This window comes from Acidovorax radicis N35, from assembly GCF_000204195.1.
Classification (GTDB): Bacteria; Pseudomonadota; Gammaproteobacteria; order Burkholderiales; family Burkholderiaceae_C; genus Acidovorax; species Acidovorax radicis.
Window position 1 is genome coordinate 71907 of sequence record NZ_AFBG01000006.1, and the last position, 23792, is coordinate 95698.

The 23792-nt window shown below is 65.3% G+C and carries 22 protein-coding genes and 2 pseudogenes; 13 read left to right on the top strand and 11 right to left on the bottom strand.

The genetic code is table 11. From position 1 onward, the window contains the following. Window positions 1–14 precede the first annotated feature (14 nt). On the top strand, window positions 15–941 hold the full coding sequence (locus tag ARADN35_RS0101590) for a Fe-Mn family superoxide dismutase (RefSeq protein WP_010458315.1): 927 nt from the start codon (window positions 15–17) through the stop codon (window positions 939–941). Here the strand turns inward: ARADN35_RS0101590 and ARADN35_RS25630 are convergent. Continuing rightward, entirely contained in the window at window positions 938–1387 is a 450-nt protein-coding gene (locus tag ARADN35_RS25630) for a nuclear transport factor 2-like protein (protein WP_100199485.1), read from the bottom strand. The genes ARADN35_RS0101590 and ARADN35_RS25630 overlap by 4 nt on opposite strands. Window positions 1388–1503: 116 nt before the next feature. On the opposite strand from ARADN35_RS25630, the gene ARADN35_RS0101600 reads away from it, so the two are divergent. Then, complete coding sequence (locus ARADN35_RS0101600; RefSeq protein WP_010458317.1) at window positions 1504–2328, top strand: MmyB family transcriptional regulator; 825 nt, start codon at window positions 1504–1506, stop codon at window positions 2326–2328. A 96-nt stretch (window positions 2329–2424) separates the two neighbouring features. On the opposite strand, the pseudogene ARADN35_RS27745 reads toward ARADN35_RS0101600, so the two are convergent. Continuing rightward, window positions 2425–2532 (bottom strand): annotated as a pseudogene (locus tag ARADN35_RS27745) (isochorismatase family protein); the annotation flags it as partial. Between the two features lie 193 nt (window positions 2533–2725). On the opposite strand from ARADN35_RS27745, the gene ARADN35_RS27750 reads away from it, so the two are divergent. The 4 genes from ARADN35_RS27750 to ARADN35_RS0101620 all read left to right on the top strand — a co-directional run bounded on the left by ARADN35_RS27750 (window position 2726) and on the right by ARADN35_RS0101620 (window position 7013). Then, a complete protein-coding gene (locus ARADN35_RS27750; RefSeq protein WP_139019152.1) occupies window positions 2726–3673 on the top strand; it encodes a helix-turn-helix domain-containing protein in 948 nt (315 codons plus the stop codon). A 41-nt stretch (window positions 3674–3714) separates the two neighbouring features. Further along, window positions 3715–3969 (top strand): hypothetical protein, encoded by a 255-nt coding sequence (locus ARADN35_RS27755; protein ID WP_139019153.1) that lies wholly within the window; start codon window positions 3715–3717, stop codon window positions 3967–3969. Further along, window positions 3969–6533: a fibronectin type III domain-containing protein gene (locus ARADN35_RS26850; RefSeq protein WP_081474539.1), complete on the top strand. Its 2565-nt coding sequence runs from the start codon at window positions 3969–3971 to the stop codon at window positions 6531–6533. Before ARADN35_RS27755 ends, ARADN35_RS26850 begins: the two co-directional genes overlap by 1 nt. 84 nt (window positions 6534–6617) lie before the next feature. Then, entirely contained in the window at window positions 6618–7013 is a 396-nt protein-coding gene (locus ARADN35_RS0101620) for an MAPEG family protein (RefSeq protein ID WP_010458323.1), read from the top strand. A 183-nt stretch (window positions 7014–7196) separates the two neighbouring features. Here the strand turns inward: ARADN35_RS0101620 and ARADN35_RS0101625 are convergent, their stop codons facing one another. The 4 genes from ARADN35_RS0101625 to ARADN35_RS0101640 all read right to left on the bottom strand — a co-directional run bounded on the left by ARADN35_RS0101625 (window position 7197) and on the right by ARADN35_RS0101640 (window position 11700). Next, a complete protein-coding gene (locus ARADN35_RS0101625; protein WP_010458324.1) occupies window positions 7197–7805 on the bottom strand; it encodes an isochorismatase family protein in 609 nt (202 codons plus the stop codon). Window positions 7806–7893: 88 nt separating this feature from the next. Next, window positions 7894–8808: a ribose-phosphate diphosphokinase gene (locus tag ARADN35_RS0101630; RefSeq protein ID WP_010458325.1), complete on the bottom strand. Its 915-nt coding sequence runs from the start codon at window positions 8806–8808 to the stop codon at window positions 7894–7896. 2 nt (window positions 8809–8810) lie between these two features. Then, the gene (locus ARADN35_RS0101635) at window positions 8811–10340 is read right to left on the bottom strand and encodes a thymidine phosphorylase family protein (protein WP_010458326.1); all 1530 of its coding nucleotides are present in this window, start codon (window positions 10338–10340) and stop codon (window positions 8811–8813) included. Window positions 10341–10545: 205 nt separating this feature from the next. After that, window positions 10546–11700, bottom strand: a complete 1155-nt coding sequence (locus ARADN35_RS0101640; RefSeq protein ID WP_029412901.1) for a PQQ-dependent sugar dehydrogenase — start codon at window positions 11698–11700, stop codon at window positions 10546–10548. Window positions 11701–11903: 203 nt separating this feature from the next. On the opposite strand from ARADN35_RS0101640, the gene ARADN35_RS0101645 reads away from it, so the two are divergent. Then, a complete protein-coding gene (locus ARADN35_RS0101645; RefSeq protein ID WP_029412902.1) occupies window positions 11904–12479 on the top strand; it encodes a C40 family peptidase in 576 nt (191 codons plus the stop codon). A gap of 68 nt (window positions 12480–12547) precedes the next feature. Here the strand turns inward: ARADN35_RS0101645 and ARADN35_RS0101650 are convergent, their stop codons facing one another. Then, window positions 12548–12934, bottom strand: coding sequence for a hypothetical protein (locus ARADN35_RS0101650; protein WP_010458334.1), 387 nt, complete (start codon window positions 12932–12934; stop codon window positions 12548–12550). Between the two features lie 106 nt (window positions 12935–13040). On the opposite strand from ARADN35_RS0101650, the gene ARADN35_RS0101655 reads away from it, so the two are divergent. The 3 genes from ARADN35_RS0101655 (at window position 13041) to ARADN35_RS0101665 (ending at window position 14631) form a co-directional block, all read left to right on the top strand. Then, window positions 13041–13688, top strand: coding sequence for an adenylate/guanylate cyclase domain-containing protein (locus ARADN35_RS0101655; RefSeq protein WP_010458335.1), 648 nt, complete (start codon window positions 13041–13043; stop codon window positions 13686–13688). Between the two features lie 114 nt (window positions 13689–13802). After that, complete coding sequence (locus tag ARADN35_RS0101660) at window positions 13803–14054, top strand: GlsB/YeaQ/YmgE family stress response membrane protein (protein ID WP_010458336.1); 252 nt, start codon at window positions 13803–13805, stop codon at window positions 14052–14054. A gap of 73 nt (window positions 14055–14127) precedes the next feature. Beyond that, window positions 14128–14631 (top strand): hypothetical protein, encoded by a 504-nt coding sequence (locus ARADN35_RS0101665; RefSeq protein ID WP_010458338.1) that lies wholly within the window; start codon window positions 14128–14130, stop codon window positions 14629–14631. 66 nt (window positions 14632–14697) lie between these two features. On the opposite strand, the gene ARADN35_RS0101670 is transcribed toward ARADN35_RS0101665, so the two are convergent. The 3 genes and pseudogenes from ARADN35_RS0101670 to ARADN35_RS25640 form a co-directional block, all read right to left on the bottom strand. Continuing rightward, window positions 14698–16410: a tannase/feruloyl esterase family alpha/beta hydrolase gene (locus tag ARADN35_RS0101670; RefSeq protein ID WP_010458341.1), complete on the bottom strand. Its 1713-nt coding sequence runs from the start codon at window positions 16408–16410 to the stop codon at window positions 14698–14700. A 154-nt stretch (window positions 16411–16564) separates the two neighbouring features. Beyond that, entirely contained in the window at window positions 16565–17584 is a 1020-nt protein-coding gene (locus tag ARADN35_RS0101675) for a Bug family tripartite tricarboxylate transporter substrate binding protein (RefSeq protein ID WP_010458343.1), read from the bottom strand. 68 nt (window positions 17585–17652) lie between these two features. Then, a pseudogene (locus tag ARADN35_RS25640) lies at window positions 17653–18130 on the bottom strand (DUF3237 domain-containing protein). 147 nt (window positions 18131–18277) lie between these two features. Here ARADN35_RS25640 and ARADN35_RS0101685 point away from each other — a divergent pair. Further along, window positions 18278–19210: a helix-turn-helix transcriptional regulator gene (locus tag ARADN35_RS0101685; RefSeq protein WP_181147560.1), complete on the top strand. Its 933-nt coding sequence runs from the start codon at window positions 18278–18280 to the stop codon at window positions 19208–19210. A gap of 26 nt (window positions 19211–19236) precedes the next feature. Here ARADN35_RS0101685 and ARADN35_RS0101690 read toward each other — a convergent pair whose 3' ends face one another. Beyond that, window positions 19237–19680: an Lrp/AsnC family transcriptional regulator gene (locus ARADN35_RS0101690; protein ID WP_010458347.1), complete on the bottom strand. Its 444-nt coding sequence runs from the start codon at window positions 19678–19680 to the stop codon at window positions 19237–19239. A gap of 134 nt (window positions 19681–19814) precedes the next feature. On the opposite strand from ARADN35_RS0101690, the gene ARADN35_RS0101695 reads away from it, so the two are divergent. Together ARADN35_RS0101695 and ARADN35_RS0101700 are read left to right on the top strand one after the other, a co-directional pair. Next, a complete protein-coding gene (locus ARADN35_RS0101695; protein WP_010458348.1) occupies window positions 19815–20723 on the top strand; it encodes a DMT family transporter in 909 nt (302 codons plus the stop codon). A gap of 50 nt (window positions 20724–20773) precedes the next feature. Then, window positions 20774–23617 (top strand): DEAD/DEAH box helicase, encoded by a 2844-nt coding sequence (locus ARADN35_RS0101700; protein WP_010458349.1) that lies wholly within the window; start codon window positions 20774–20776, stop codon window positions 23615–23617. Window positions 23618–23792: the final 175 nt, after the last annotated feature.

Sequence of the window (23792 nt, forward strand, 5' to 3'; positions counted from 1 at the left end):
GCAGGAGTCTCACCATGCAAGCACACCCTCAAGCCCTTCCCTTTGACCCGGCCACACTGCCCGGCCTGTCTGAAAAGCTGCTGCGCAGCCACCACCAGAACAACTATGGCGGCGCGGTAGCGCGGCTCAACGCCATCCGGTCACAGCTGGCGGGTGTGGACTTTGCTTCGGCCCCCGGCTTTGCACTCAACGGGCTCAAGCGCGAAGAGCTGATCGCCAGCAACTCCATGCTGCTGCACGAGCTGTACTTCGCCAGCCTGGGCGGCCAGGGCGCGGCACCGGCGCCCGGCATGGCACTGGCCCTGGCGGCCAGCTTTGGCAGCCCGGAGCGCTGGCGCGAGGAATTCGTCGCCATGGGCAAGGCCCTGGGCGGCGGTTCGGGCTGGGTGCTGCTGGTGTTCCAGCCGCGCGATGGCACGCTCGTCAACCAGTGGGCCGCCGACCACACCCAGGTGGCAGCGGGAGGTGTGCCCATCCTCGCACTGGACATGTACGAGCATGCCTACCACCTCGACCACGGCGCAGCAGCGGGTGCCTATGTGGATGCCTTCATGGCAAACATCCACTGGGCCGCCGTCTATGAGCGCTACCAGCATGCGGTACACGCCGCGAGCGAAGGGCTGCAAGCGTCCATCCAGGACGCGCAAGCGGCCGCGCAACTGATTGATGTGCGCCGCGCCGGTGTGTACGAGGCGGCCACCACGGCCATCCCCAACGCCCGCTGGCGCGACCCTACCGCCATCGACACATGGGCCCCCGAGCTGTCTGCCAGCGAAGGCGTGGTGGTGTATTGCGTCTATGGCCATGAAGTCGGCCGCTCGACCGCGTTGCGCTTGCGCGCAGCGGGCTTCAACGCGCGTTTTCTGCAAGGTGGCATGGACGGCTGGGTCGCGTCGGGCCAGCCCGTGCAGCCCAAAACGGCGGTGGCGCCGGCCGTTTAGTGCCCTGTCTGGGGCGCCATGCGCCGCTGCACTTCGGCCGACAGGTGGGCGAGTGCGGGCAGCGGCCGCACAAACACTTCCAGGGTGGTGATGCGGCCCTGCCCATCCAATTGCAGACGGTCCACACCCCGTACGGTGTGGGGCCCCATTTGGCCTTCAAAGGCCAGGGCCAGCTGCCGCCCGTCCTCGCTCCACAGGCAATCACCATAGGCAAACCGGTCGTACAGGCTGAAGGCCAGACCCAAGACCCCGCCCACGGCGCCTGCGCCGTGCAGTGGTTGGTCGTCCAGCGGCGAATGCAGCAGCACCTCGGGGTGAAGCAAGCTCCCCACTGCACTGAAGTCACCCGAGGCAAACATATGGCGCCATGCAGCCAGGGTGCGCACGGTGGCTGGGGCTGGAGAAGGAGAAATCCCCGGGTTCAGGGATGGCAGAGAGGTTGTCATGGCAGTGTCCTTGGGCTGGGGTGGAAAGAGCCGTGAATCCTCGCGGTGCCGGGTCATGCGCGCAATCACCTCCGAGGTCATAAAACCCATGGCACCTTGTGCCACCATCGGTGTCCATGTCACCCGTCGCCCCTGCAGCCTCCGACACCACCCCTGCGCGCATCGGCAGTCTGCTGCGGGCACTGCGCGTGCGGCGGCGCCAGAGCCAGTTGGCGCTGGCCATGGACACGGGTGTGTCCCAGCGCCACCTGAGTTGCCTGGAGACCGGCAAGGCCCAGCCCAGCCAGCCCATGCTGCTGGCGTTGCTGGATGCGCTGGGTGTGCCTTTGGCGGAACGCAACCAGGCACTGATGGCGGCAGGGTTTGCGCCCCGCTACCCCCGCAGCGACTGGTCCGCCCAAGGCCTGGCCCCGGTGCGCGAGGCCTTGCACCGCCTGCTGGTGGCCCACGAGCCCGCGCCCGCAATGCTGCTGGACGCGCAATGGAACCTTCTGGAAATCAACGCCGCCGTGCCTGCGCTGATGCGCCTCATCGGTTTTTCGCCCCCAGCCGCCGAAGGCGCGGAGCCCTTGAACTTGCTGGATCTTCTGCTCGGGCCGCAGGGGCTGAAGCCCTGGCTGGTCGACGCCCCGCGCATTGCCCAGGCGGTGCGTCGGCGTGCGGGCGCCGAGGCGCCATTCAACCCTGCCCTGGCCCACCGCCTTCAGGCGCTGCCCGAAGAAACCCGGCACCGCAGCGGCCAGCCCAGTGCCGAGCTATCACCACCGGACTCGCCCGTGCTCCTGCTGCAATTGCGTTCCCAGGCAGGCGTATTGAGCTTTATCTCCGCCACCACCACCCTCGGATCACCGCTGGACGTGACGTTGGACTCATTGCGCATCGACCACCTGCTGCCAGCGGACAGCGCCACCCGCACAGCGCTGGAGCATGCGCTCCCATAGCAGGGGATTCCGCTCATTTTTGCCCGTTTGCTATAATTTTTATAGCTATTTGCGCTTTACTGGAAAGCGCCAGCGGCCAAAAAAACCCAAGATCAGCTACTTGATCAGCCCAAGCACGTCCTTGAACGCCGGGTGCTCGCTGCTGCCCAGCCATTCAAACGCGACCATCTCGGTCGTCACCAGCTCGGCGCCCGCGCGAAGCAGGCACCAAAGCTCTAATTTTCCGCAAGCTGGCCTGGACGGCTGGGTCACGTCGGGACAGCCGGTGCTGCCAAAAGATTGCGGCGCCGCCTGTTTGAATTGGGTGCCGCGCCTGCGCGCGTGCATCGGCACCAGCCGCTAACATCCATGTCAAAAGCGAGGGACACTGGGACGATCCAGCGTCATCGACCGCCCCATGGAGGAGCGCAAACAACACATGGCGAAGAACCATCCAGATGCAGTTGCAGATACGGACGATGGAGCAATACACCCCGACACGCGTACGTCGCTATTCCTGCCTTCACCCTTGCTGGCAGATTGCGTGTGTGCTTATGTGGGGCGCGACACCCTGGGCGCCCAACTGAGTCCCAAACAGAGCTTCAGTCATTTGCCGGTGTCTCCCCTGGTCAGTATTGTTTGGTTGATTCAGGGCGGTAGATCATCAATGCACATTGAGGGCGATGAACTCCCCCCATCGTCAAGGCGGGTGGTCTTGCGCGGCCCTCGCGCACGACCCAGTGTTTGGCAGGACCGCGGCCCTGCCGCAGTATTTTCACTGACCCTATTCCCCGACGCATTTCATGCACTGACCAAGCTGAATGTAGCCAGTTTGCTGGACCAGGCGAAGAGCTTGCAATCTGTACTTGACAAAGAGTGGCAGAAGATGGCCGTCGCAGTTTTGAAGGCCAGCGATGACTTGGCACGCATTCAAATTGTCGAAGCATTTTTAATGCCGCGCTGGACACCGTTGCGTGTTCAGCAGCCCGAGACAATGCTGTCGGATGGATTGACGTTGTTCAATGACTGGGTTGATGCTGCAGCATTGCGTGCGTCTGCATCAATGCCCACACACAGCACGCGCCAGCGGGAGCGGCTGACAAAAGGAAAACTGGGACTTCCCCTGCGAGCACTCCACGGACTGGTGCGCATGGAGTCAACGTTGACCCGAGGACACACGTCCAACGCGTTTGGTGGCCAGTCTTTGGTGGATGTGGCCCACACAATGGGATTCTCTGACCAAGCGCATTTTTCCCGAGAAGTGAAGCGTTTTTCAGGTTTGAGCCCCACCGAATTGCAACGGGCCATCGAGACCCAGGAATCCTACTGGCCCTACCGCTTGAGGCAGGCGCTGAAGCTGCGTTGATAGCCCAGGGCCCTGCCCGCTGGCGTGTACGTGCGCCGCCAATGTCGTTTCGATTCAAGACCGCATTCCCGCAGCTCCGTAGCATCCGTGGCTTTTGTTTGACCAGCGAACAAAAGGTGTTCGGTCATGCGCCCATATTCGGCCGCGTTGGTTTTGAGAAATTGAAAATTGCATTGCTGCTATTCACCAACCAGACCATGGTCGGCGCCAGATCCGTCGGGGCCGCATATCCATTGCGCGTGCACGCTCGCAATCCCCCACCCATTTTCAAAAAATTCACATCAAAAGGGTACTGATGCAGCGCGCTTTCGTTAAACCGGCATGGACCATGGCTTTGGGAATCAGTGTCCTTCTGATGACAGGCTGCGGCGGCGGCAGCGGTCCTTCTGATACGGGCACTCCACCCCCGCCTACCGTTGTGGTGTCTCCCGACCCTTCCGCAGTGCCCGGCAGCCCGGCAGCACCAGATACGGCGGACACCACTGCACCGAGCGCTCCGGGAGCATTCACTGCAAGCAGCACCAGCGAAAGCATATCCATAGGCTGGCTGGCCAGCACCGACAACGTCGGAGTCATCGGCTACGAGATTTGGCGCAACGGTAGGCGCCTTCAGGCCACCCCAGGGGATCAGACCACCTTTCAGGACAACGGGTTGACAGCCGGCACCACCTACACCTACGCGGTGCGCGCCGTGGATGCCGCAGGCAATTTTTCTGCGTTTGGCGGGAATCTGAATGTGAGCACACTGGCCCCCGCCAGCCCTGTTGATACCGCCCCGCCCAGCGCACCTACTGCGCCCGCGGCAAGCCAAGTCACCGCGACAAGCCTGACTCTCAGTTGGGGGGCGAGCAGCGACAACACAGGCGTCGTTCGCTACGAGGTGTACCGCAATGGCACCACCTTGCTCGGCAGCACAGCCCAAACATTCCTTGTATTGACCGGCTTGACGGCCAACACGACATATTCTTTGACCGTCAAGGCCTTTGATGCTGCAGGCAATGCCTCGGTCGCCAGCATCACAGTCGTGGTCAGTACGGCAGCAGCACCAGCAAAACCCGTAACGCCTGTAACCCCGGTGCCTGACACCACGGCCCCGAGCGTACCGGCTGGTTTGGCGGCAAGCAATGTCGCCAGCACCAGCCTGACGGTCAGCTGGACGGCCAGTACGGACAATGTTGGTGTAGTGGCTTACAAGGTATACCGCGACGGCGCGCTGGTCGGATCAACCAATACCACCAGCTTCACGTTGACCGGTCTGACCGCCTCCACCAGCTATGCGATTGCAGTTAGAGCGGTCGATGCGGCGGCCAATGCGTCTGCGGCAAGTGCTGCGCTCAACGTCAGCACAGGCTCGGCCACACCCCCAACCGGCCCAACCGGCGGCTATCCCGTGTCGGTGATTGGTCCGGTGGAGATCATCAGCTGGGCACCGGCTACCGCCTACCCTGGCGTGCCCTACCGCTACCGCGTTGGGGTCATAGGGGGGCAGGCACCGTACACCTATTCGGTCGTCACCGCACCGTCAGGTGTGACCATCGCAGCAAGCACGGGAGATCTGTCGTGGACAGCACCCGCCAGTGCGGCAAGTCCTGTTTCCATCAAGCTGCGGGCCACCGATTCGCTGGGCGCGGCTGTCGACCAAACGTTCAGTGTGCAAGTCACCAGCAGCGGCTTCTACTTTGTATCGCCCACCGGCAATGACAGCACCGGCACCGGAACACTGGCCTCTCCCTGGAAGACCATCGCCCATGCCCTTACAAAAGGAGCGACTGGCGACACCTTGTATGTGCGTGGTGGCAGCTATACCGGCGGCTTTGACTTTGTGGCCGGCAAGATCACGCGCATCGTGGGCTACCCCGTCGATGCCATGCCAGCCATCGACTTGAACTTCACCAATATCAACCCGCGTTCCTCGCGCACCTGGGTGGAGGGGCTGGAGATTTTCAACTTCAGCCACCACGGCTTTCATGTCGACGGCAGCCAGAGCGACCTTGTCTTTCGGCGCAACCACATGCACCACCTGTACGACCCCAGCCAGTCCGAGAACCCGTCATTCATTTTCTTTGCGGACAACCAGTACTACGACCGCATCATCATCCAGGACAACATCTTCCACGACCTGTTTGACCGCGGATCGGGCCTTCACGGCGATACAACGGCCAACTACCACGGCGGCGCGTCCGTCATGTACAACGTACGCAGTGCACTGGTTGAAAACAACGAGGTCTGGGCAATTGACGGTCCCTGCTTCAAGGACAAGGACAACGGCCAGCGCAACACCTTCCGGGGCAACTACTTCCACGACTGTGCGTCGGGCGCGATCCATTTGGCCAGCCAATACACGCAGGACCGCATAGAGGTGTCCTGGAATGTGCTGATCGGCGGCGTGTCGATTGGACAGCAGCCCGGCTACATACGCGACATCGACATACGCCACAACACCCTGTTGGGAAGCATTGAATTCGGATGCGTGGTGGGCGATCCGAATAGCAAGAATTTCATCGTTCGAGACAATATTCTCGTTCCCGACAATTTCTTTGCCTACGCATCCATCAACTGCAAGTTCCCTGACAACACCCTGGATCTGTCGTCACAAAACAAGACGCTGAGCGCGGAAGGCAGCTTTGACTACAACCTTGTTGACTCGTCATATGCCCATGTATTTGGCTATGGCTGGTATGCCACCAATCTGGACTGGTCTACGTGGCGCACCACCTACGGCAAAGACGCGCACTCCAAAAAAACTACCGCGCAACTTACCAGTGTGAGCCTTAAAGACTATCGCCCCAAGGCCACTTCGGCCGCTTGCGGCGCCGCATCTGACGGACGCGCAATGGGAGCGTTGGCGTGCGCGCCTTGACGGGCCATGGTTTTGGGCATCAGTCTTCTGTTAACAGCCAGACTGAACGGCCCGCCCACATACCGAAAGACCGAAAGCAACCCCATGACACCAACCCTCACCTATTTGGCCTGGATGGCCGTCATCACCTGGCTTCTGCTGGTGGCGGCAAGCCTGATCCGTGCACGCATCTGGTCGGCCGGTGGTTTGCAAGTGGCCACCGGCAACCGTGAAGGTCTGTCTGAGCCTACGGGCCTAGCTGGCCGTGCCGAGCGCACCGCGCGCAACACGCTGGAGAACTTCGTCTTGTTTGCAGCCATTGCACTCGGTGCACATGTGGCCGGCCTCGTCAGCCCGCGCATCGAGGCCGGGGCCGCGCTGTTCTTCTGGGCCCGCGTTGTCTATGTGCCCGTGTACTACGCTGGTCTTCCTTATCTGCGCACGGGCGTGTGGCTGGTGAGCATCGCCGGGCTGGGCTTGATGCTGAGCGCGATGCTCTGAACGGGCTGCCAACGTGCGGCGCCAATCCCGGCGCCCTTGAGTTCTAGGTTTTGCGTTGAGCCCAAAAGAGCAGTGGCGCAGAGGGCGGATGGCTCCGGTCACCCTCACTCAGTCGCTACTATTTTTGTAGCTAATGGCGCTTGATAGATAAGCGCCCGTGGCCAAAAACACCAGAACTCCGGTTTACTTGACCAATCCCAGCACATCCTTGAAGGCCGGATGCTCACAGCTGCCCAGCCATTCAAACGCCACCATCTCGGTCGTCACCAGCTCGGCGCCCGCGCCGGCCAGGCGGTCGAATGCGGCATCGCGGTTGCGCTCAGTGCGCGAGCCGCAGGCGTCGGTCACCACCCACACTTCGAACTCGTCTTCCAGCAGGTCGAGCGCGGTTTGCAGCAGGCAGACATGGGCTTCGCAACCGGCGATCACGATGGTGCCGCGCTCGTCGCCCTGGGCTGCGGCAGGTTTTTGCAGGTGTTTGGGCAGGCTGCGCGCGTTGCCTCCCTGCTGGGGCTTTGCCGGCGGGCGCAGCCATTCGCCCAGGCCTTCCTCGGCGGCGCTGAAGTGCATCTTGGCCAGGGTTTTCTGGCACAGGGCACGCAGCGCGGCGTCGTTGGCCCCAAGGCGCGAAGGGTTCTGCTCGGTGCCCCACACGGGCACGTCCAGCATGCGGGCAATCTCGGCCAGGCGGCGGGCGTTGGCCAGCACGGCGGGGCCTTCATGGATGGCGGGCATCAGGCGCTCCTGGTAATCGACCAGGACGAGTTGGGATTCGGTGGCGTCAAGCAGCATGGTGGGACCGTTTCTGTGTTCGTTGAATCGCTGTGCGGGCGCAGCGTGGGAGGCAATGGTGCATTGTCGCAGCCCGTGCCCGGGGTTTTCAGGTGCGAAGGATCGACTGCAGCGCCTTGGCCAGCGGCCCGGCCATGGCCACGGCATTGCTCGGGTGCGGAATGCAGTCCGTGCTCCACACCTCCCCCACCTCGGCTTCATGCAGCACCTGCAGCGCATCGCCCGCAAACAGTGCATGCGTCACAGCCACATCCACCGAGGCGGCGCCAGCCTGCAGCAGCAGCCGGGCGGCCAGCGCCAGCGTGCGGCCCGTGCTGGCCATGTCGTCCAGCAGCACCACCGCCCGGTCCTGGGCGTTGAGCGCGGGCAGTTCGATGGCCACATGGCGGTCGCCATGGCGCACCTTGGTGCACACGGCATGGTCAAAGCCGTGGCGCGCGGCGGCCTGGGCGATCCACTGGGCGGATTCACCGTCCGGCCCCACCAGCATCGCGTTCGAGCGGCGTTCAGCAATCAGATCGGCCAGCGGCTCGGCACCGCTGAGCACCACCGCCCGTGACACGGGGATGGCCTGCTCCAGCCGGTCGATGCGGTGCAGGTGCGGGTCCACGGTGACCACCGCGTCGAACAGCCCGGCCAGAAACCCGCCCACCACCTGCTGGCTCACGGCCTCGCCAGACTGAAACGCAATGTCCTGCCGCATGTAGGCCAGATAAGGCGCGACCAGCGTGAGGTGTTGCACCCCCAGGCTGCGGGCCGTGTGGGCGGCCAGCAGCAACTCCACCAACTTTTCGTTGGGCTGGTGCAGGCTGCGCAGCAGCACGGCGCGCGGCGGCAGGTGCCCTGAGGCATCGACGGGCAGGCGCAGCTTGAGTTCGCCGTCCGGGAAACGATGGCGTTCGATGGCCTGGGCCACGAGACCCGCGGCCTGCGCCAGGCGCTGTGCGGGGGCCTCCTCGTCGGCAAAATACAGCAGACAGGCGTGGTCGGGTGCGAAGGTCACTGTCAAAACTCCACGAACACCCGGGGCACCTCGTCGGCCGTGCCCAGGCGGTAGCCGGTGTCGCGCGCGCAGGCGTGGCGCGCAAACTCCAGGTCGGCCGGGTAACTGGCATGCACCCGGTACAGCACGTCACCCGCCGCGACCGTGTCGCCCAGCTTGCGCAGCAGATCCACCCCCGCGCCCTGCACCTTGGGTGCGCCCGCAAGACGGGCCACGCGGGCGATGAGGTAGTTGTCGATGCCCGCCACCACACCAGAGCTTGGAGCGCGCACTTCCAGAGTGAGCGCGCCCAGCGCCGGGTGGTTGTGGTCAAACCCTGTGCTGCCCTGGGCGGCGATGATGGCGTTCATGCGCGCCAGCGCCCGGCCGGAATCAAGAATGTCGCGCGCAATCGCGTAGCCGTCGCCGCCGCGCACATCAGGGTCGCACTCGATCAGGCGCCCAGCCAGGCGCAGCGCCTTCTGCCGCAGGTCGTCGGGTGCGCGCGGATCGTTCTGCAGCACGCGCATCACGTCGCGCGCCTCCAGCACCGGGCCCACGCCGTTGCCCACGGGCTGGCGGCCATCGGTGATGACCACGTCCAGAGACAGGCCCATGCGCCGCGCCACATATTCAAACAGGCGGCGCAGACGCTGGGCGTCTGGCATGGAGCGCACCTTGGCCGTGGGGCCGATGGGAATGTCGAGCACCAGGTGCGTGGCACCGGCCGCCACCTTTTTGGACAGGATGGACGCCACCATCTGCCCGGCAGAGTCGATGGACAGCGGCCGCTCCACCGAGATCAGCACATCGTCGGCGGGCGACAGGTTGGCCGTGCCGCCCCAGGCCAGGCAGCCCCGGTAGTCGCGCACGATATCGGCCAGCTGCTCCAGCGGCAGCTCTACCTTGGCCAGCACCTCCATGGTGTCGGCCGTGCCTGCGGGGGATGTGATGGCGCGGGACGAGGTCTTGGGGCACAACATGCCTTGCGCCGCCACGATGGGCACGACCAGCATGGTGGTGCGGTTGCCGGGGATGCCGCCAATGCAATGCTTGTCCACCACCAGCGGTTCGTGCCAGTCCAGCCGTCGGCCGCTGGCCACCATGGCATCGGTCAGGAAGAACACCTCCTCCCGGTCCAGCTCGTTGCGGTGGCAGGCCACCACGAAGGCCGTGAGTTCGATCTTGGAATAGCGGTGGTCGGCAATGTCGCGCACGATGGCACCGAAGTCCTCGCGCGTGAGGCGCTCGCTGGCGATCTTGCGGAACAGCGCGCCCATCGATTCGGGAGGCTCGGCCTGGGCCACCGACACGGTGTGGCCGTTGTCCACGCCGAGCTGGGCAAACGCGTCTTCCGACAGGCCCAGCTCGTGGCAGCCCACGATGGCAGGGTCGTCCACCACGTTCACCGTGGCCAGGATGCGGCGGCCGTTGGCGCGAACCTCGATCTTGGACAGGGCCTGGAAGCCCTCGGCCCGGTATACGGCGCAGTCGCGGTGCAGGTAGGCGACGTTTTCTCGCCAGGTGTCGATCTCCACACGGCGCAGGGCCAATTGAGACCGGGGCGGCGCATCGGCAGTGGCGACGAACACGGGTGGCGGGGATGCAGGTGAAGAGGAAGACGGCTCGGCATGCATCACGCCAGCCTAACCCCAAAGCGCGCGCCCACGCCTCAGGAAGACCCCGCGCCACCGCGTTGACCGGGCGGAAATTTCAGGCGGCATGACCTGGGTCAAGTTTCCCGCCGTCCGTTGTCCGTCACCCCGGCTGCAAGCGCAGCAGCTGCCCCTGCGGGCTGTCGGTCACCATATAGAGCAAACCATCGGGGCCCTGGCGCACGTCGCGCAGGCGCTCACCATGGCCTTGCAGCAGTTTTTCCTCACGCTGCACCCTGCCGCCCGCCACTTCCAGCCGGTGCAGGGTTCCAAATTTGAGCGAACCCACAAACAGACTGCCCTGCCACGCTGGGCCATAGCGCGTGCTGGTCAGAAAAGCCATGCCCGATGGCGCAATGGACGGCACCCAGTAGTGCAGCGGCTGCTCCATCCCCGCCTTGGCGGTGCCCTCGCCCATCTTGCCGCCGCCGTAGTTCTCGCCATAAGTAATCACCGGCCACCCGTAGTTGCGGCCCGGCTGAGGCAGGTTGATCTCGTCGCCGCCTTGTGGGCCGTGTTCGTGCATCCACAACTTGCCGTCCGGCCCCAGCGTGGCGCCCTGGGGGTTGCGGTGGCCGTAGCTCCAGATCTCGGGCAAGGCGCCGGGCTGTTTGGCGAACGGGTTGTCGGGCGGCACGGCGCCGTCGGGGGTGATGCGGACGATCTTGCCGTGGTGGTTGTCGAGTTTTTGCGCGTCGTCCTTGCGCTGGTAGCGCTCGCCCAGCGCCAGGAACAGGTTGCCATCCGCCGCCTGCACAATGCGGCAGCCGAAATGTTGGGCGCTTTCCACCTTGGGCTGCTGGCTGAAGATCACCTTGACGTCCTGGAGGCTGCGCGTGTCTTCCGACAGCGTGGCCCGGGCCAGCGCCGTGCTGTTGCCGCGCGCGCCACCCGCCGCGGGTTCGGAAAAACAAAAGAAGATGCGGCGGTTGCGGGCAAAGCCCGTGTCCGTCACCAGGTCCAGCAGGCCCCCCTGGCCGCCGGCAGCCACTGCGGGCACGCCTGACAGCGCGGGGCCGACCTGCCCGCTGGCACTGACGACCCGCATCCTCCCCGGCCGCTCGGTGACAAGAAACTGCCCCTGCGGCAAAAAGGCCACCGCCCAAGGGTGGTCCAGCCCCTTGGCCACCGGCACCAGCGACACGGCCGGTGAAGTGTTTTGGGCACCACTGTTGCCGTGGACACCCAGCACTATCAAAAAGATAGCTATTTGCGCTTTACGAGCAAGCGACAGCGGCATTTTTCTCTTGAAATCCATCAACCTGTGCTCCTGAAAAGCAATAAAAATCGAACGTAACAGATGCCACCTGATGGACCCCATTTCAGGGGGCATGCGCGCCGCATCCAGGGCCTTCCAATGATCGGGTGGAGCCGGGGCATTTGATTTACTTCAACGAAATCAACAGCTTGCAAAAGTGATTATTTTCGATAAGTAAGCATTGCGTGTTACCCTTCGCCCCCATGTCCCGATGGCTTTGCATACTCCTCCTGGCCTGCGCCACCTCCGCCCAGGCTGCGCCGCAAGCGGCAAACCCTGACGATATGGACCGTTTCATCACGGACAAAGGCCTGCTGACGCGGCTGGAAGACGTGAGCCACAAGGTCGCTGACAAGGCCCACACGGTGGCTGACCGGGCATCCGGCTTGGTGGTCAACGCCATGGGGTTCCTGGGCGTGCCCTACAAGCGCGGTGGCAACAGCGCTGAAACCGGCTTTGACTGCAGCGGCTTCGTGCGCGCCATGTATGAGCAGACCGTGGGCCTCTTGCTGCCCCGCCGGGCTGACCAGCAGGCCGCCGCCACCCAGGTCATCGACAAAAAAGAACTCCAGCCCGGCGATCTGGTATTTTTCAACACCATGCGCCGCAACTTCAGCCATGTGGGTATTTACGTGGGGGACAACAAGTTCATCCACGCCCCCCGCAGTGGTGCCGAGATTCGCGTGGAAGACATGGGCGTGTCCTACTGGGCCCGCCGCTTCAACGGCGCACGCCGCGTGGCAGGATCTGCCAGCGACGATACGGCGCCATCCAAGTAGTACCGACCGACGGCCGCCCCACCGTCCAGCCCGCGGCAAGCTGCTCGATGCGCAGGTTGCTGCCCGGCCTATTTCTTGATTTCGTACACCGTTTCAGTGCTGCGGATGGGGCCACCCACCACATTCACCGGCCGGACAGACGGGTCGCGCAGCATGGCCTTGGCGGTGGCCATGTCCGCCTGATAGCGTGCCTGGGCCTGGGATTCGCAGCTCCTGCGCTCGGCCGAGCCCATGGCGCGGCATTCTTCCAGGCTGACCTTGAGGCCACCTCCGGCCTCACGAATGGCCGTCTGGTAGCGCTGCTGGGGCGTGGTGTCCGGCGCTGCCCCGCGCGCCAGCGACGCCTCGTCTCCATTTTGCGCAGCGGCTGTGGTGGGCACCACGGCGGCACCGCCCAGCGCCAGAGCGGCCACAAACACCAGGGAGAAAGAGCGGGTCTTGAGGGTTTTTGTCATCGGTCTTCCTTTCAGTGCAGACGCTCCAATGTAAGACCCCACCACGCGCTGGCGTGGCAAGCACCCGCCGCGCTACGATGTCGGACACCGCCCACATGCTGCTGCCATGACCGCCGTCCCACACACACCGCACGACAAGGCCAGCCTGCGCCGCCTGCTGTCGCAGCGCAACCAGGAGCCCGGCAACACAGCGGCCATTGATGCCGCCATCGAGCAGGCCTTTGTGCGCAATGTCGCGATTCTGGTGCTGGATATGTGTGGCTTCTCGCGCATCACGGCGCGCCATGGCGTCATCCATTTTTTGGCCATGGTGCACCAGATGGAACAAGCCGCGCGCCCCGCCATCAGTGGCAACGGCGGCGAGGTCATCAAGCAGGAGGCGGACAACCTCTTTGCAGTGTTCGCCACGGCCGAGCAGGCGCTGGAAGCAGCCCTGGACACGCTGCGCGCCCTGGAGGCCATGAATGCCGTACTACCGTCCGAGCGCGCGCTTTTGGTCAGCGCAGGTATTGGCTACGGCCCCACGCTCGTCATTGCCAGCGAAGACCTGTTTGGTCCAGAAATGAATTGCGCCTGCAAGCTGGGCGAGGACATCGCCGGCGCAGGCGACATCCTGCTCACCCATGCTGCCCATGCCAGCCTTCCAGCCAACCGCTACGCCTGCTCTGAGGAAGCCCACGAAATCTCGGGCCTGGTGCTGCAGTCCTACCGTTTTGGGCAGTGCCTGTTCGACCGCCCCTGGCGCAGCGCATGACCAAGGGGCTGACGGAGGGGACGCTTACAGGGCGCTTTGTCCGACAAGTCCACCGCTGCCCCGTCTTTAGAGTCAGCGCATCGCCGTCGTAGCAACAACACAGGGGAAAAAATCATGATGTCATTGATAGGAACGCTGGTGGTCGGTTTGGTGGTGGGTCTTCTGGCCCGCGCATTCAAGCCGGGGGATGACAAGCTGGGGTGGATCATGACCGCGCTGCTGGGGGTGGCGGGTTCATTTCTTGCCACCTACCTGGGGATGGCCATGGGCTGGTACCAGCAGGGCGAGGCAGCGGGATGGATTGCCTCGGTGGTGGGCGCCATGCTGCTGCTGGCGGTTTACAGCTTGGTAAAAGGCAAAAGCTGATGAAATGATGGCCCACAGCCACCGTGGGTTGCCGGCCCTGTTTCACCCCAATCTCATCCGATACACCTGATCCATGCCCACTTCCTTGCAGATGGCGGCCGGCAATCCGGCCTTGGCCGCAGCCGTGCAACGCAGCCGCAAACTGCTGCACCGGCGTGCCCTGGTGGCCGCTGCCGCCAGCGCCTTGCCCGTACCTGGCCTTGACTGGGCGGTGGATGCCGCCCTGCTCTCCCGCCTGCTGCCGCAGATCAATTCCGAGTTCGGCCTGTCGGCCGCACAAATTGACCAGCTCGACCCCAACAAGCGCGAACAGGTGCAAAAAGCCGTGGGGTTGGTGGGCTCGGTGCTCATTGGCAAGCTGATCACGCGCGAGCTGGTCATCCGGGCCACGCAGACCGTGGGCCTTCGCCTGACCACCAAGCAGGCAGCCAAATATGTCCCCATCGCGGGCCAGGCCGTGGCGGCCACCATTGGCTATGCCACGCTGCGCTACCTGGGCGAACAGCACCTGAAGGACTGCGTTCGCGTCGTGCAGGAGGCGCACCTGCAACTGCCCGCACCGAAGCGCTCCCGTTAAGAAGCGGCGAGGGGGCCACACCGGCAGCCATTTTCTGCCGCGGTGTGGCCCCTGGGTCGCGCCCGGCTACTCCGCTGCGCAAACGAAGCTGCTCGCCTCCTCCACACTGCCTGATCCCTTGTAGCGCGCAAACTTGGGATATGCACACAGCGGACGGGTGCGGTGGGGAAAATCGGCGCTCGTGGGGAGCGCCTTTGCGGTGATCGAATCGGGCGCAATGCCCTTCTCCACCCAATCCACCATGGCCTGCACCGAATCGAAATTGTCGGTCGCCGGCCCGCCTGAGCAATGGTTCATCCCCGGAACCATGAAGGCCCGCGCAAAACCCTGCGTGGCGGCCACGCCCCCATTGTTGGCAGCCAGGCGTTCGTAGTAGTCGATGGTGTCGAACGCCGAGAAGATCGGGTCGGACATGCCATGGATGAAGAGGAGCTTGCCACCTCGCTGTTGGTAGGCCGCCAGCTTGTCGTCGGCGTAGGTGTCGTAGATGGCTGAATACGCTGCCATGCGCGATGGGTCCGTGTCGAAATTGAACGTCAGCGGGTTGAACGTGAGGTCGGGCGGTGTGAAGAACTCATTGATCAGCGCATCGACCATCAGCGTGACGTAACGCGCATCGGGCGTCGCCGTGGACGAGTTGCCCAAGGTCCAGGAACGCCAGCCGGGCGCGCCCAGTCCGGCATCCCAGGGTTGGCCGGTGTACAGCACCGTGCCTGCCGAGTTGCGGGGGCCCGCAAACACCTTCTTGAGCGCCCCCACCTGTGCGGACGACAGACAACTGTCCGTCTTGTCGCCACTGCATTGCAACGCCGCCGGGTCGAACGCCTTGCAGGCACTGATGTTCTGGGCCAGGCCGTCCACCACCCCATCGGCCGCATCGCAGGTGGCGTTGACGGCGTTGGCCACCAGCTTGAGGTCGCTGTTGCTCAACGCCTTCGACAGGATGCGGTTGCCGCCCGCATCCTGTGGCGCAATGGCCGTGAACTGGATGGTGTTCCACATGGCCGCCACGGTGGCGCCGCTTGATACGCGCATCGCAGGCGCACCGGCCGTGATTCCGTCGAAATGGTCGGGGAACCGCTGCGAGAACATCATTGCCTGGCGCCCTCCGCCTGAGCAGCCCGAAAAGTACGAACGGTCCGGCTTGCGGCCATACAGCGCACTGATGAGCGACTTGGAGGCCACGGCCGTCTTGTCATAGGAGTTGTAGGCATGGTCGATGCGGGCCTGCGGGTCGGCCCCGAAGCTGGCCGAGGTGCCGGTGTGCCCCGCATCGGTGGAAACCACCGCGAAGCCCTGGCCCAGCGGCGACGGCGTGCCGCCCGAGATGCTGGAGCTGAGCGAGGTGTCGCGCAGGATGCCGTCATTGCCCCCACCCCCGATGAACAGGAACCGCCCGTTCCACTGGTCGGGCAGGCTCAGTTGAAAGCCGATGGCGTAGTTCTTGCCGTCCACCCCCAGGCGGGGATTGATGCTGCCGGTGACCACGCAGTGCCCGGGCAGGAAGGCCCCTGTGGCGGCACCGCCCGGGCGCTTGGTGCCCGGCTCTACGTAGCTCGTCACGAGCGTGGTGGCCGCCAGCCCCGCTTTGGAGGGCAGCGCGGCGCAGGCGGCTGCCGACGAGACCGGTTGGGCCTGTGCATCACCGTGGCCACCACCGCAGGCGGCCATCAGCAGGGGCATGGCGAGTGCGGCAGGGCCAATGTTGCGGCGCAGTCGGGCGATGGGGGCTGTTGCAGATGCAGGCGGCAGAGCCCGCCGGGCATGGTCAAAGGGCATGGTGGATGTCTCCTGAAGCTGTTGTGATTGCGAGGGGCGTTGCGAGCATTCGCCGGGCATGGCTGCGCCCGGGCACCTGCCGCCGGTGCGGGTGCTGTGGGAACGGCAGGTCGTGCTTGGGGCGGCGTCAGCCGCTCCATCGGCGGTCAGCCCATCAATCCGCCTTGAAACCCGTGGCCGCCACCGCTTTGCCCCAGGTCACGGTGTCGGCGGCGATGGTGCGGGCAAAGTCCTGCTGGCTGGTGCCCGTCACGCGAAAGCCGGCCTCTTCCATCTTGGCCTTGCCTTCGGGCGACTGCACCGCCTTGACGATGTCGGCATTGAGCTTGGCAATGATCTCCGGCGGCGTCTTGGCCGGCGCCACGATGCCGAACCACGACGAGAACTCCAGGTTGGCGTAGCCCTGCTCCTTGATGGTGGGCACGTCCGGCAGCGTGTTGGTGCGGGTGGCGCCCGTGGTGCCGAGCGCGGCCAGCTTGCCGGCCTTCACATTGGGTGCGGCCAGGCCCACGCTGGCGAATACCCCTTGCACATCGCCGCTGAACAGGCCGCCCAGCGCATCCGCCGTGTTCTTGTAGTGCACCGGCTCGGGCTTGAGCTTGACCGCATCGCCAAACATGAAGGCGCCGAAATGCCCGGGCGTGCCCGCTCCGAAGGTGGCCAGGAACAGGCCCTTTTGCTGCTTGGTCCAGTCCACGAACTCTTTTACGTTGCGCGCCGGCACCTTTTGCGGGTTGACCAGCAGCACAAAGTCGGAGGTAACCACCTGGCTCACGGCCGTGAAGTCCTTGGCCGGGTCGTAGGGCAGCTTGTTGTAGCTGCTGGGGGCAATGCTGAGCTGGCCCGTTTCGCCCAGCATCAGCGTGTAGCCGTCGGGCGCGGCACGCGCGGCTTCGCTGGCGGCAATCAGGCCACCGGCACCTGGCTTGTTGTCCACGATCACGCCCGCGTTGCCCCAGCCCTCGGAGAGCTTTTGCGCCAGCAGGCGCGCCACGATGTCCGGGCCTGTGCCCGCAGGAAAGCCGACGATGATGCGCACGGGCTTGTTGGGGTACGTCGCCGCCCCCTGCGCCTGGGCACCGGCCCAGGGCATCAGCCCGGCGAGCAGGGCGGCGGCCAGAAGGGCGCGGCGTGGCGTGGCGATGAAAGAGGTGGGCTTGGCAGTGGTCTTCATGGATGTCTCCAGGGTTCTTGTACGTTGGGAAGATTCAAAAATTCAGAAATTGCCCGGGGTGCCGGGCGCTAGCGCAGCTCGAAAAAGTGCATGGCCACCGCATCCGGGTAGCGCGCGCCGGTGCCGACAAACATGCGCTCGGCGATCCAGCCAAGCGCTCTAGACGCCGTCTCAAAGCTCGGGCTGCAGCGGAAATAGATCTGCGCCGGGTCCACCGGCTCGCCGCGCACCAGGCGGGCGATCAGTTCGGCCGGGCCGGAGCGCACCGCCCGGTTCTGCACATAGATGAGATCGCCGCCATCGGTTTCGAGCACGTAGCGGGCGTCCAGCTCCGACAGCCGGTCGTTCACGATGAGCTGGAAGTCCGCGCCACCGGGCAGCACCCGGGCACTCCAGCCATCGCCGGTGGCGGTGCCGCCCAGGATGGGGATCAATCGCCGCAACCCGTGCACGGTGTGGCCCACCTCCTGGGGGGGGGCCGACCTCCACGCGCAGGTCGGCAAAAAATCGGAATTGCGGTTCGGGCAGGGGGATGAGGTCAGACATGGGACTTAGCGTAAGTCCCGTTGCCACCCAAGCCTGTCATCCCAGAGGATGACGGGATAACCCGGGCTTTCGGCAACAGAATCGGGGGCGTTTTCAGCGCACACTCCACGCTTTCGGCAACGAACACTCCAATTTCCGACTTTTCCCATGCGGCAGTGGCTCCCCCCCTCCCTGCAGAAAGCACCCGGCCGACAGGTGCTGCAAAACCCCGCCAGCGAAACCCTGGCGAGCATGGTCCACCGCCTGGGCGGCAATGGCTTTGCAACCGGGCTGCTGCAGGACCTGGAGCCCGTGTTGCCTGCGGCATCGTGGTCGGTGTACCGCACAGGCCATCGCTGCAAGCCCACGCTGTTCATGTCGGCCAGCCGGGGCGTGCCCGACACCACGCAGGACTGTTGGTGGGCCTATCTGTCGGGCCCCTACCGCAGCGATAGCACCTGGGGCCGGGCTTTTGACGAAGCGCCGTTTGCCCAGCCCGAGACGCGGCTGTGCCACGTCACGGCCACCGAGGTGGAGGGCGAACACCGTGCCCGGGTGTATGAGGCCCACGGCGTGGCCGAGCGTGTGTCGGTGGTCGAATACGAAAGCGATGGCTCGGTGTTCGCCGTCAACTTCTACCGCCACCAGCACCAGCGGGCGTTCAGCGACCGGCAGATCGGCGCGTTCGAGTCCGTGGCGCCCGTGCTGCTGGCCCTCACGCGCAAACACATTGTTCTGTCGCACCCGTTTCCACCTGCTGCCACGGCTGCCTGGCGAACAGAGGACAGCCGCCCAGGCCCGGCAACGTTGACCGTGAATACATCGGGCGCCCCCGCACTCCTGCCAGCCGACGCCGCACTCGCCCCGCTGGCCGCCGATGGGCTGCCGGTGCTCCGCATGCGCCTGATGCGCCTGCAGTCCGAGCTGACCGACCGCGAACTGGACGTGTGCGCCCGGCTGCTGCAGGGCATGACGCACGAGGGCATTGCCAGCGACCTGGGCCTGAGCGTGCCCACCGTCAAGACCTACCGCAACCGCGCCTTTGCGCGCCTGGGCATCCACTTTCGCAACGAGCTGTTTGCGCGGGTGCTGGGCGGATAGAAAGGGCCTCCCCCGCTCTCACAATCTCAGACGCCCGGCGACCATGGCGGTGGTCGTCGCCGGATGGTCTGCGCCTTCACGATGGCCGTGCTCGTCTGCGCCTTGTCGGCAATGCGGTCCAGCACGCCGTCGAGCTGCTCGATGGAACGCACATACACCCGGGCGACAAAGCAGTCGTCGCCGGTGACCTTGTCGCACTCGCAGAACTCGGGCGTCTCCTGGATCAACTTCTCCACCGCCGCCAGCTGGCCCGGCAGCGGCTTGATACGCACGATGGCCTGCAGCTGATAGCCCAGAGCGCGCGGTTCGATGTCCACCGTGAACGCGCGGACCACCCCGCGCTCCTCGAGCCGCCGCAGTCGCTCGGACACGCTGGGCGACGACAGGCCCACACGTTCGCCCAGCACCTTGAGTGAAGTGCGGGAGTCCTGGTGCAGCACGGTCAGGATGGCCTGGTCGATGGAATCCATGGAAAGCAGCTCCTCAAAGTCAATGGTTGCCTCAGATTATGAGGTCGTATTGAATAAATGCCTTTCATCATCCATTCCACGCACAGGCCCGTTTTCCTATAGTCATTCCATCAACTCACGGATGGAGTGACCCCATGGACAAGAAAACGCAAGGCACGCTGGAGATGGGCACCGCCATGGCCATATCGGGCACCATCGGCTGGTTTGTCGTGGAATCCGGCCTGCCGGCGCTGAACGTGGTGTTCTGGCGCTGCGTGTTCGGCGCGGCCACGCTGGCGGCCGTGTGCGCCGCCATGGGCCTGCTGCGCGGCGTGTTGACCTGGCGCACGGCAGCGTGGGCGGCCCTGGGGGGCGTGGCCATCGTCACCAACTGGCTCCTGCTGTTTGGGGCGTATTCGCACGCTTCCATTTCGATTGCCACGGCGGTCTACAACACCCAGCCCTTCATGCTGGTGCTGTTTGGCGCCCTGCTCTTTGGCGAGCGCATCACTCCGACCAAGCTCAGCTGGCTGGCCCTGGCATTCGGCGGCATGCTGCTCATCGTGCAGGCCCGGCCCGGCGCGAGCCAGGGCGGCACACACTATGCGCTGGGCATCGCCATGGCGCTCGGTGCTGCCTTCTTCTGGGCCATAGCCTCGGTGATCGCCAAACGCCTCACCGGCACGCCGCCCCACCTCATTGCCCTGGTACAGGTCTGCGTGGGCGTGCTCCTGCTGGCGCCGTTTGCCAACCTGGGTGCCCCCCCGCAGGGTGCCCGCACCTGGCTGCTGCTGATCACGGTGGGCGTGGTGCACACGGGCCTCATGTACATCCTGCTGTACGGCGCCGTGCAGAAGCTGCCCACCTACCTGCAGGGCGCGCTGTCCTTCATCTATCCAGTGGTGGCGATTGGCGTGGACTTTGTCGCGTTTGGTCACCGGCTGCAGCCTGCCCAGTGGCTGGGAGCCGCCGCCATCCTGCTCGCTGCGGCCGCCATGCACCTGCAAGGTAGCCGGCCCCGGGCGACGACCGCCGCACAACCGGCGGCACAAGGGGCCAAATAGCGCCGCATCCCGCCAGGCCCAGCCCACGGGCACGGCACAATCACCGGCCAGTGACACACCCCGGTGACCTCCCTTCCCCCGCCGAGCCGCCCGCGCCGCCGCGATCCGACCGCCAGGCGGTGATCGCCGCCTGGGTGACCGCCCTGCGCCGCCAGGCCAATGCAGCAGCGCTGAAGGCCCTGCCCCCGCTGACGGACGCCGAGGCTGCACGCGTGATGGGGTTGATGCGGGGCGACGAGACCGACACAGAGACTGTCACGCCACGCACCCAGCGGACCGCGCCACCGCCCGGCATCGCCACCGGGCACTTCCGCCCGCGCATCACACTGATGACGCTGGGCCGTGGCGACGGCCTGCTGGGCCTCAAGCCCCAGGGCAAGATGGGGCCGCGTGGCGACAGCGTGACGCTGGCCCAGATCGACTGGACCTACCGCACCCAAGAAACGCCGCCGGGTGCCATCGCCTGGCAAACACCCGCCCCTACCTCCATCCTCAACTCGCGCCCCGCCCCGCTGCAGGACCTGTACGACACCGGCGGTCCCGTGGTGCGCATGCAGCGCGACGTGGCGGCCGAGTCGGACGCCATGGACCTGGTGTGGGACCTGGGCCTGCTGCCCGTGGACGCCCGCTCGCTGCAATGGCGCAACCGCGATGCTGCAGCCAGCCTGGGCCCGCTGTGGACGCTGGCACAGGAGGCCTTCTTTGGCGACTTCTGGGCCGAGCAGATCCCCAAACTCCGCGCCAGAGGCTGGAGCGTGGTGGTGCAACCGGGCTTCGCGCACGAAAGCGTGCCCGTGTTGCGCTGGAAGCTGCACATTGCCCCCGACACCGGCGAACTGCTGGGCAAGGAAGTGGATGGCCCACTCGGCCCACGCGAGCGCCCCGTGCAAAAACTGCAGCTGCCCGAGCGCGAAGGCCCCTGGTTGCTCAGCCTGGGTATCGAGATCGACGGCGAAACACTTGACCTGGCCCCCATGCTGGCCGACCTGCTGCGCCGCGACGCACGCTGGCTCAATGCCCGGCAGATGGCCGCCATTGACGACATCGCCATCATTTCGCTGCGCGCCCCGGGCGGCAAACGCATCGACGCGCCCGCCGGCCCGCTCAAGGCCATCGTGGGGGCCATGGTGGATCTGCTGACCGACCCGACCCGCAACCAGCGCAAGGACGGCGACCCGCTGCACCTGGGTGCGTGGGAGGCCCGCCGTATCGAGGCACTGCGTGCCGGGCTGGTGTTGGCCCACCGCGTGGGCACGGTCAATGGCTGGAACAACGATTGGCAGTTGCAGGGTGATCTGGGCCTGGCGCAGCTGGCCCGGCGCCTGCGCACCATCGGCACGCCCCAGCCCGTGGCCGCACCGCAGGGCTTGCAGGTGCAACTGCGCCCCTATCAACGGGAAGGCCTGGCCTGGCTGCAGTACCTGCGCGCCCAGGGGCTGGGCGGCATCCTGGCCGACGACATGGGCCTGGGCAAAACCGCGCAGGCGCTGGCCCACGTACTGCTCGAAAAGGAGGCCGGGCGCCTCACCCGCCCGGCCCTCGTGGTGCTGCCCACCTCGCTGCTCTTCAACTGGCAGGCCGAGGCCGCGCGCATGGCTCCTAGCCTGCGCGTGTTGGCGCTGCATGGCGCCGGCCGAGGCCAGCACTATCTGCAGATGGCCGACCACGATCTGGTGCTGACCACCTACCCGCTGCTCTGGCGCGACGTGGAGGCACTCGCCGCGCAGCCGTTCCACCTGCTGATCCTGGACGAAGCGCAGATGGTGAAAAACGCCGGCAGCCGCAGCGCCCGCGCCTTGCGCAGGCTGCAGGCTCCGCACCTGCTGTGCCTGACGGGCACGCCGCTCGAAAACCACCTGGGCGAGCTGTGGGCCCAGTTCGACTTTTTGATGCCCGGCTTTCTGGGCGATGTGCGCAGCTTCAACGCCCGCTGGCGCAAGCCCATCGAGGAAAACGGTGAAACCCTGCGCGCCCAGCTCCTGTCGCAGCGCGTGCGCCCCTTCATCCTGCGCCGCCGCAAGCAGGACGTGGCCACCGAACTGCCGCCGCGCACCGAGGTCATCCAGCGCGTGCAACTGCAGGGCAAGCAGCGCGAGCTGTACGAGGCCGTGCGCACCACCGCCGACAAGCAGGTGCGCCGCGCGCTGGAGCGCCAGAGTTTCGACGGCGCGCAGATCACCATCCTTGATGCCCTGCTCAAGCTGCGCCAGGTCTGCTGCGACCCACGCTTGGTGAAAGGCACCACGAAGACCGCGCAAACGATGGAACGCGCCAAGCTCGAACTGCTGGCCGACATGCTGCCCGCCCTGGTCGAGGAAGGGCGCCGCGTGCTGGTGTTCTCGCAGTTCACTGAAATGCTCGCGCTGGCGGCCGAGTTGCTCGACACCCTGGCCCTGCCCTACCTCACCCTCACGGGCCAGACACCGCCCCGCCAGCGCGGCGCTGTCGTCAAGAGTTTTCAGGCGCAGGACGACACCAGCGCGCCCATCCTGCTCGCCAGCCTCAAGGCCGGTGGTCTGGGCCTGAACCTCACCGCCGCAGACACAGTGATCCACCTCGACCCCTGGTGGAACCCCGCCGTGGAAGAACAAGCCACGGCCCGCGCCCACCGCATCGGGCAGGACCAGCCCGTGTTTGTCTACAAGCTGGTGGTGGAAGGCAGCATCGAAGAACGCATGCTGGAGCTGCAAGCCCGCAAGGCCGCGCTGGCCCAGGGCGTGCTGGGCCATGACGCCGAAGGCGCGGTCAAATTCAGCGAGGCCGACCTGCACGCCCTGCTGGCGCCACTCACCGAACCGGCCAACAACCCGCTGGGCATTCCGGGTGAAGACGCGCTGCGCTGGGGCGGCACGGGCAAACGGCGGCCCCGGCCATTGCAGCCGCCTGAAATTTGATTGTTTTTGGCCGCTAGCGCTTATTGATAAAGCGCAAATAGCTATCAAAATAGGAGCAAATCAGATCTGAGGCCCTTGGCCTCCGAAAAGCGCAGAATTCAAAAGCAAGCTTCGGAGTGCGCCCCGCCCACCCCGTCCCTAGAGTGCATGGCATCGCAATCTACCTTGTGAGCCA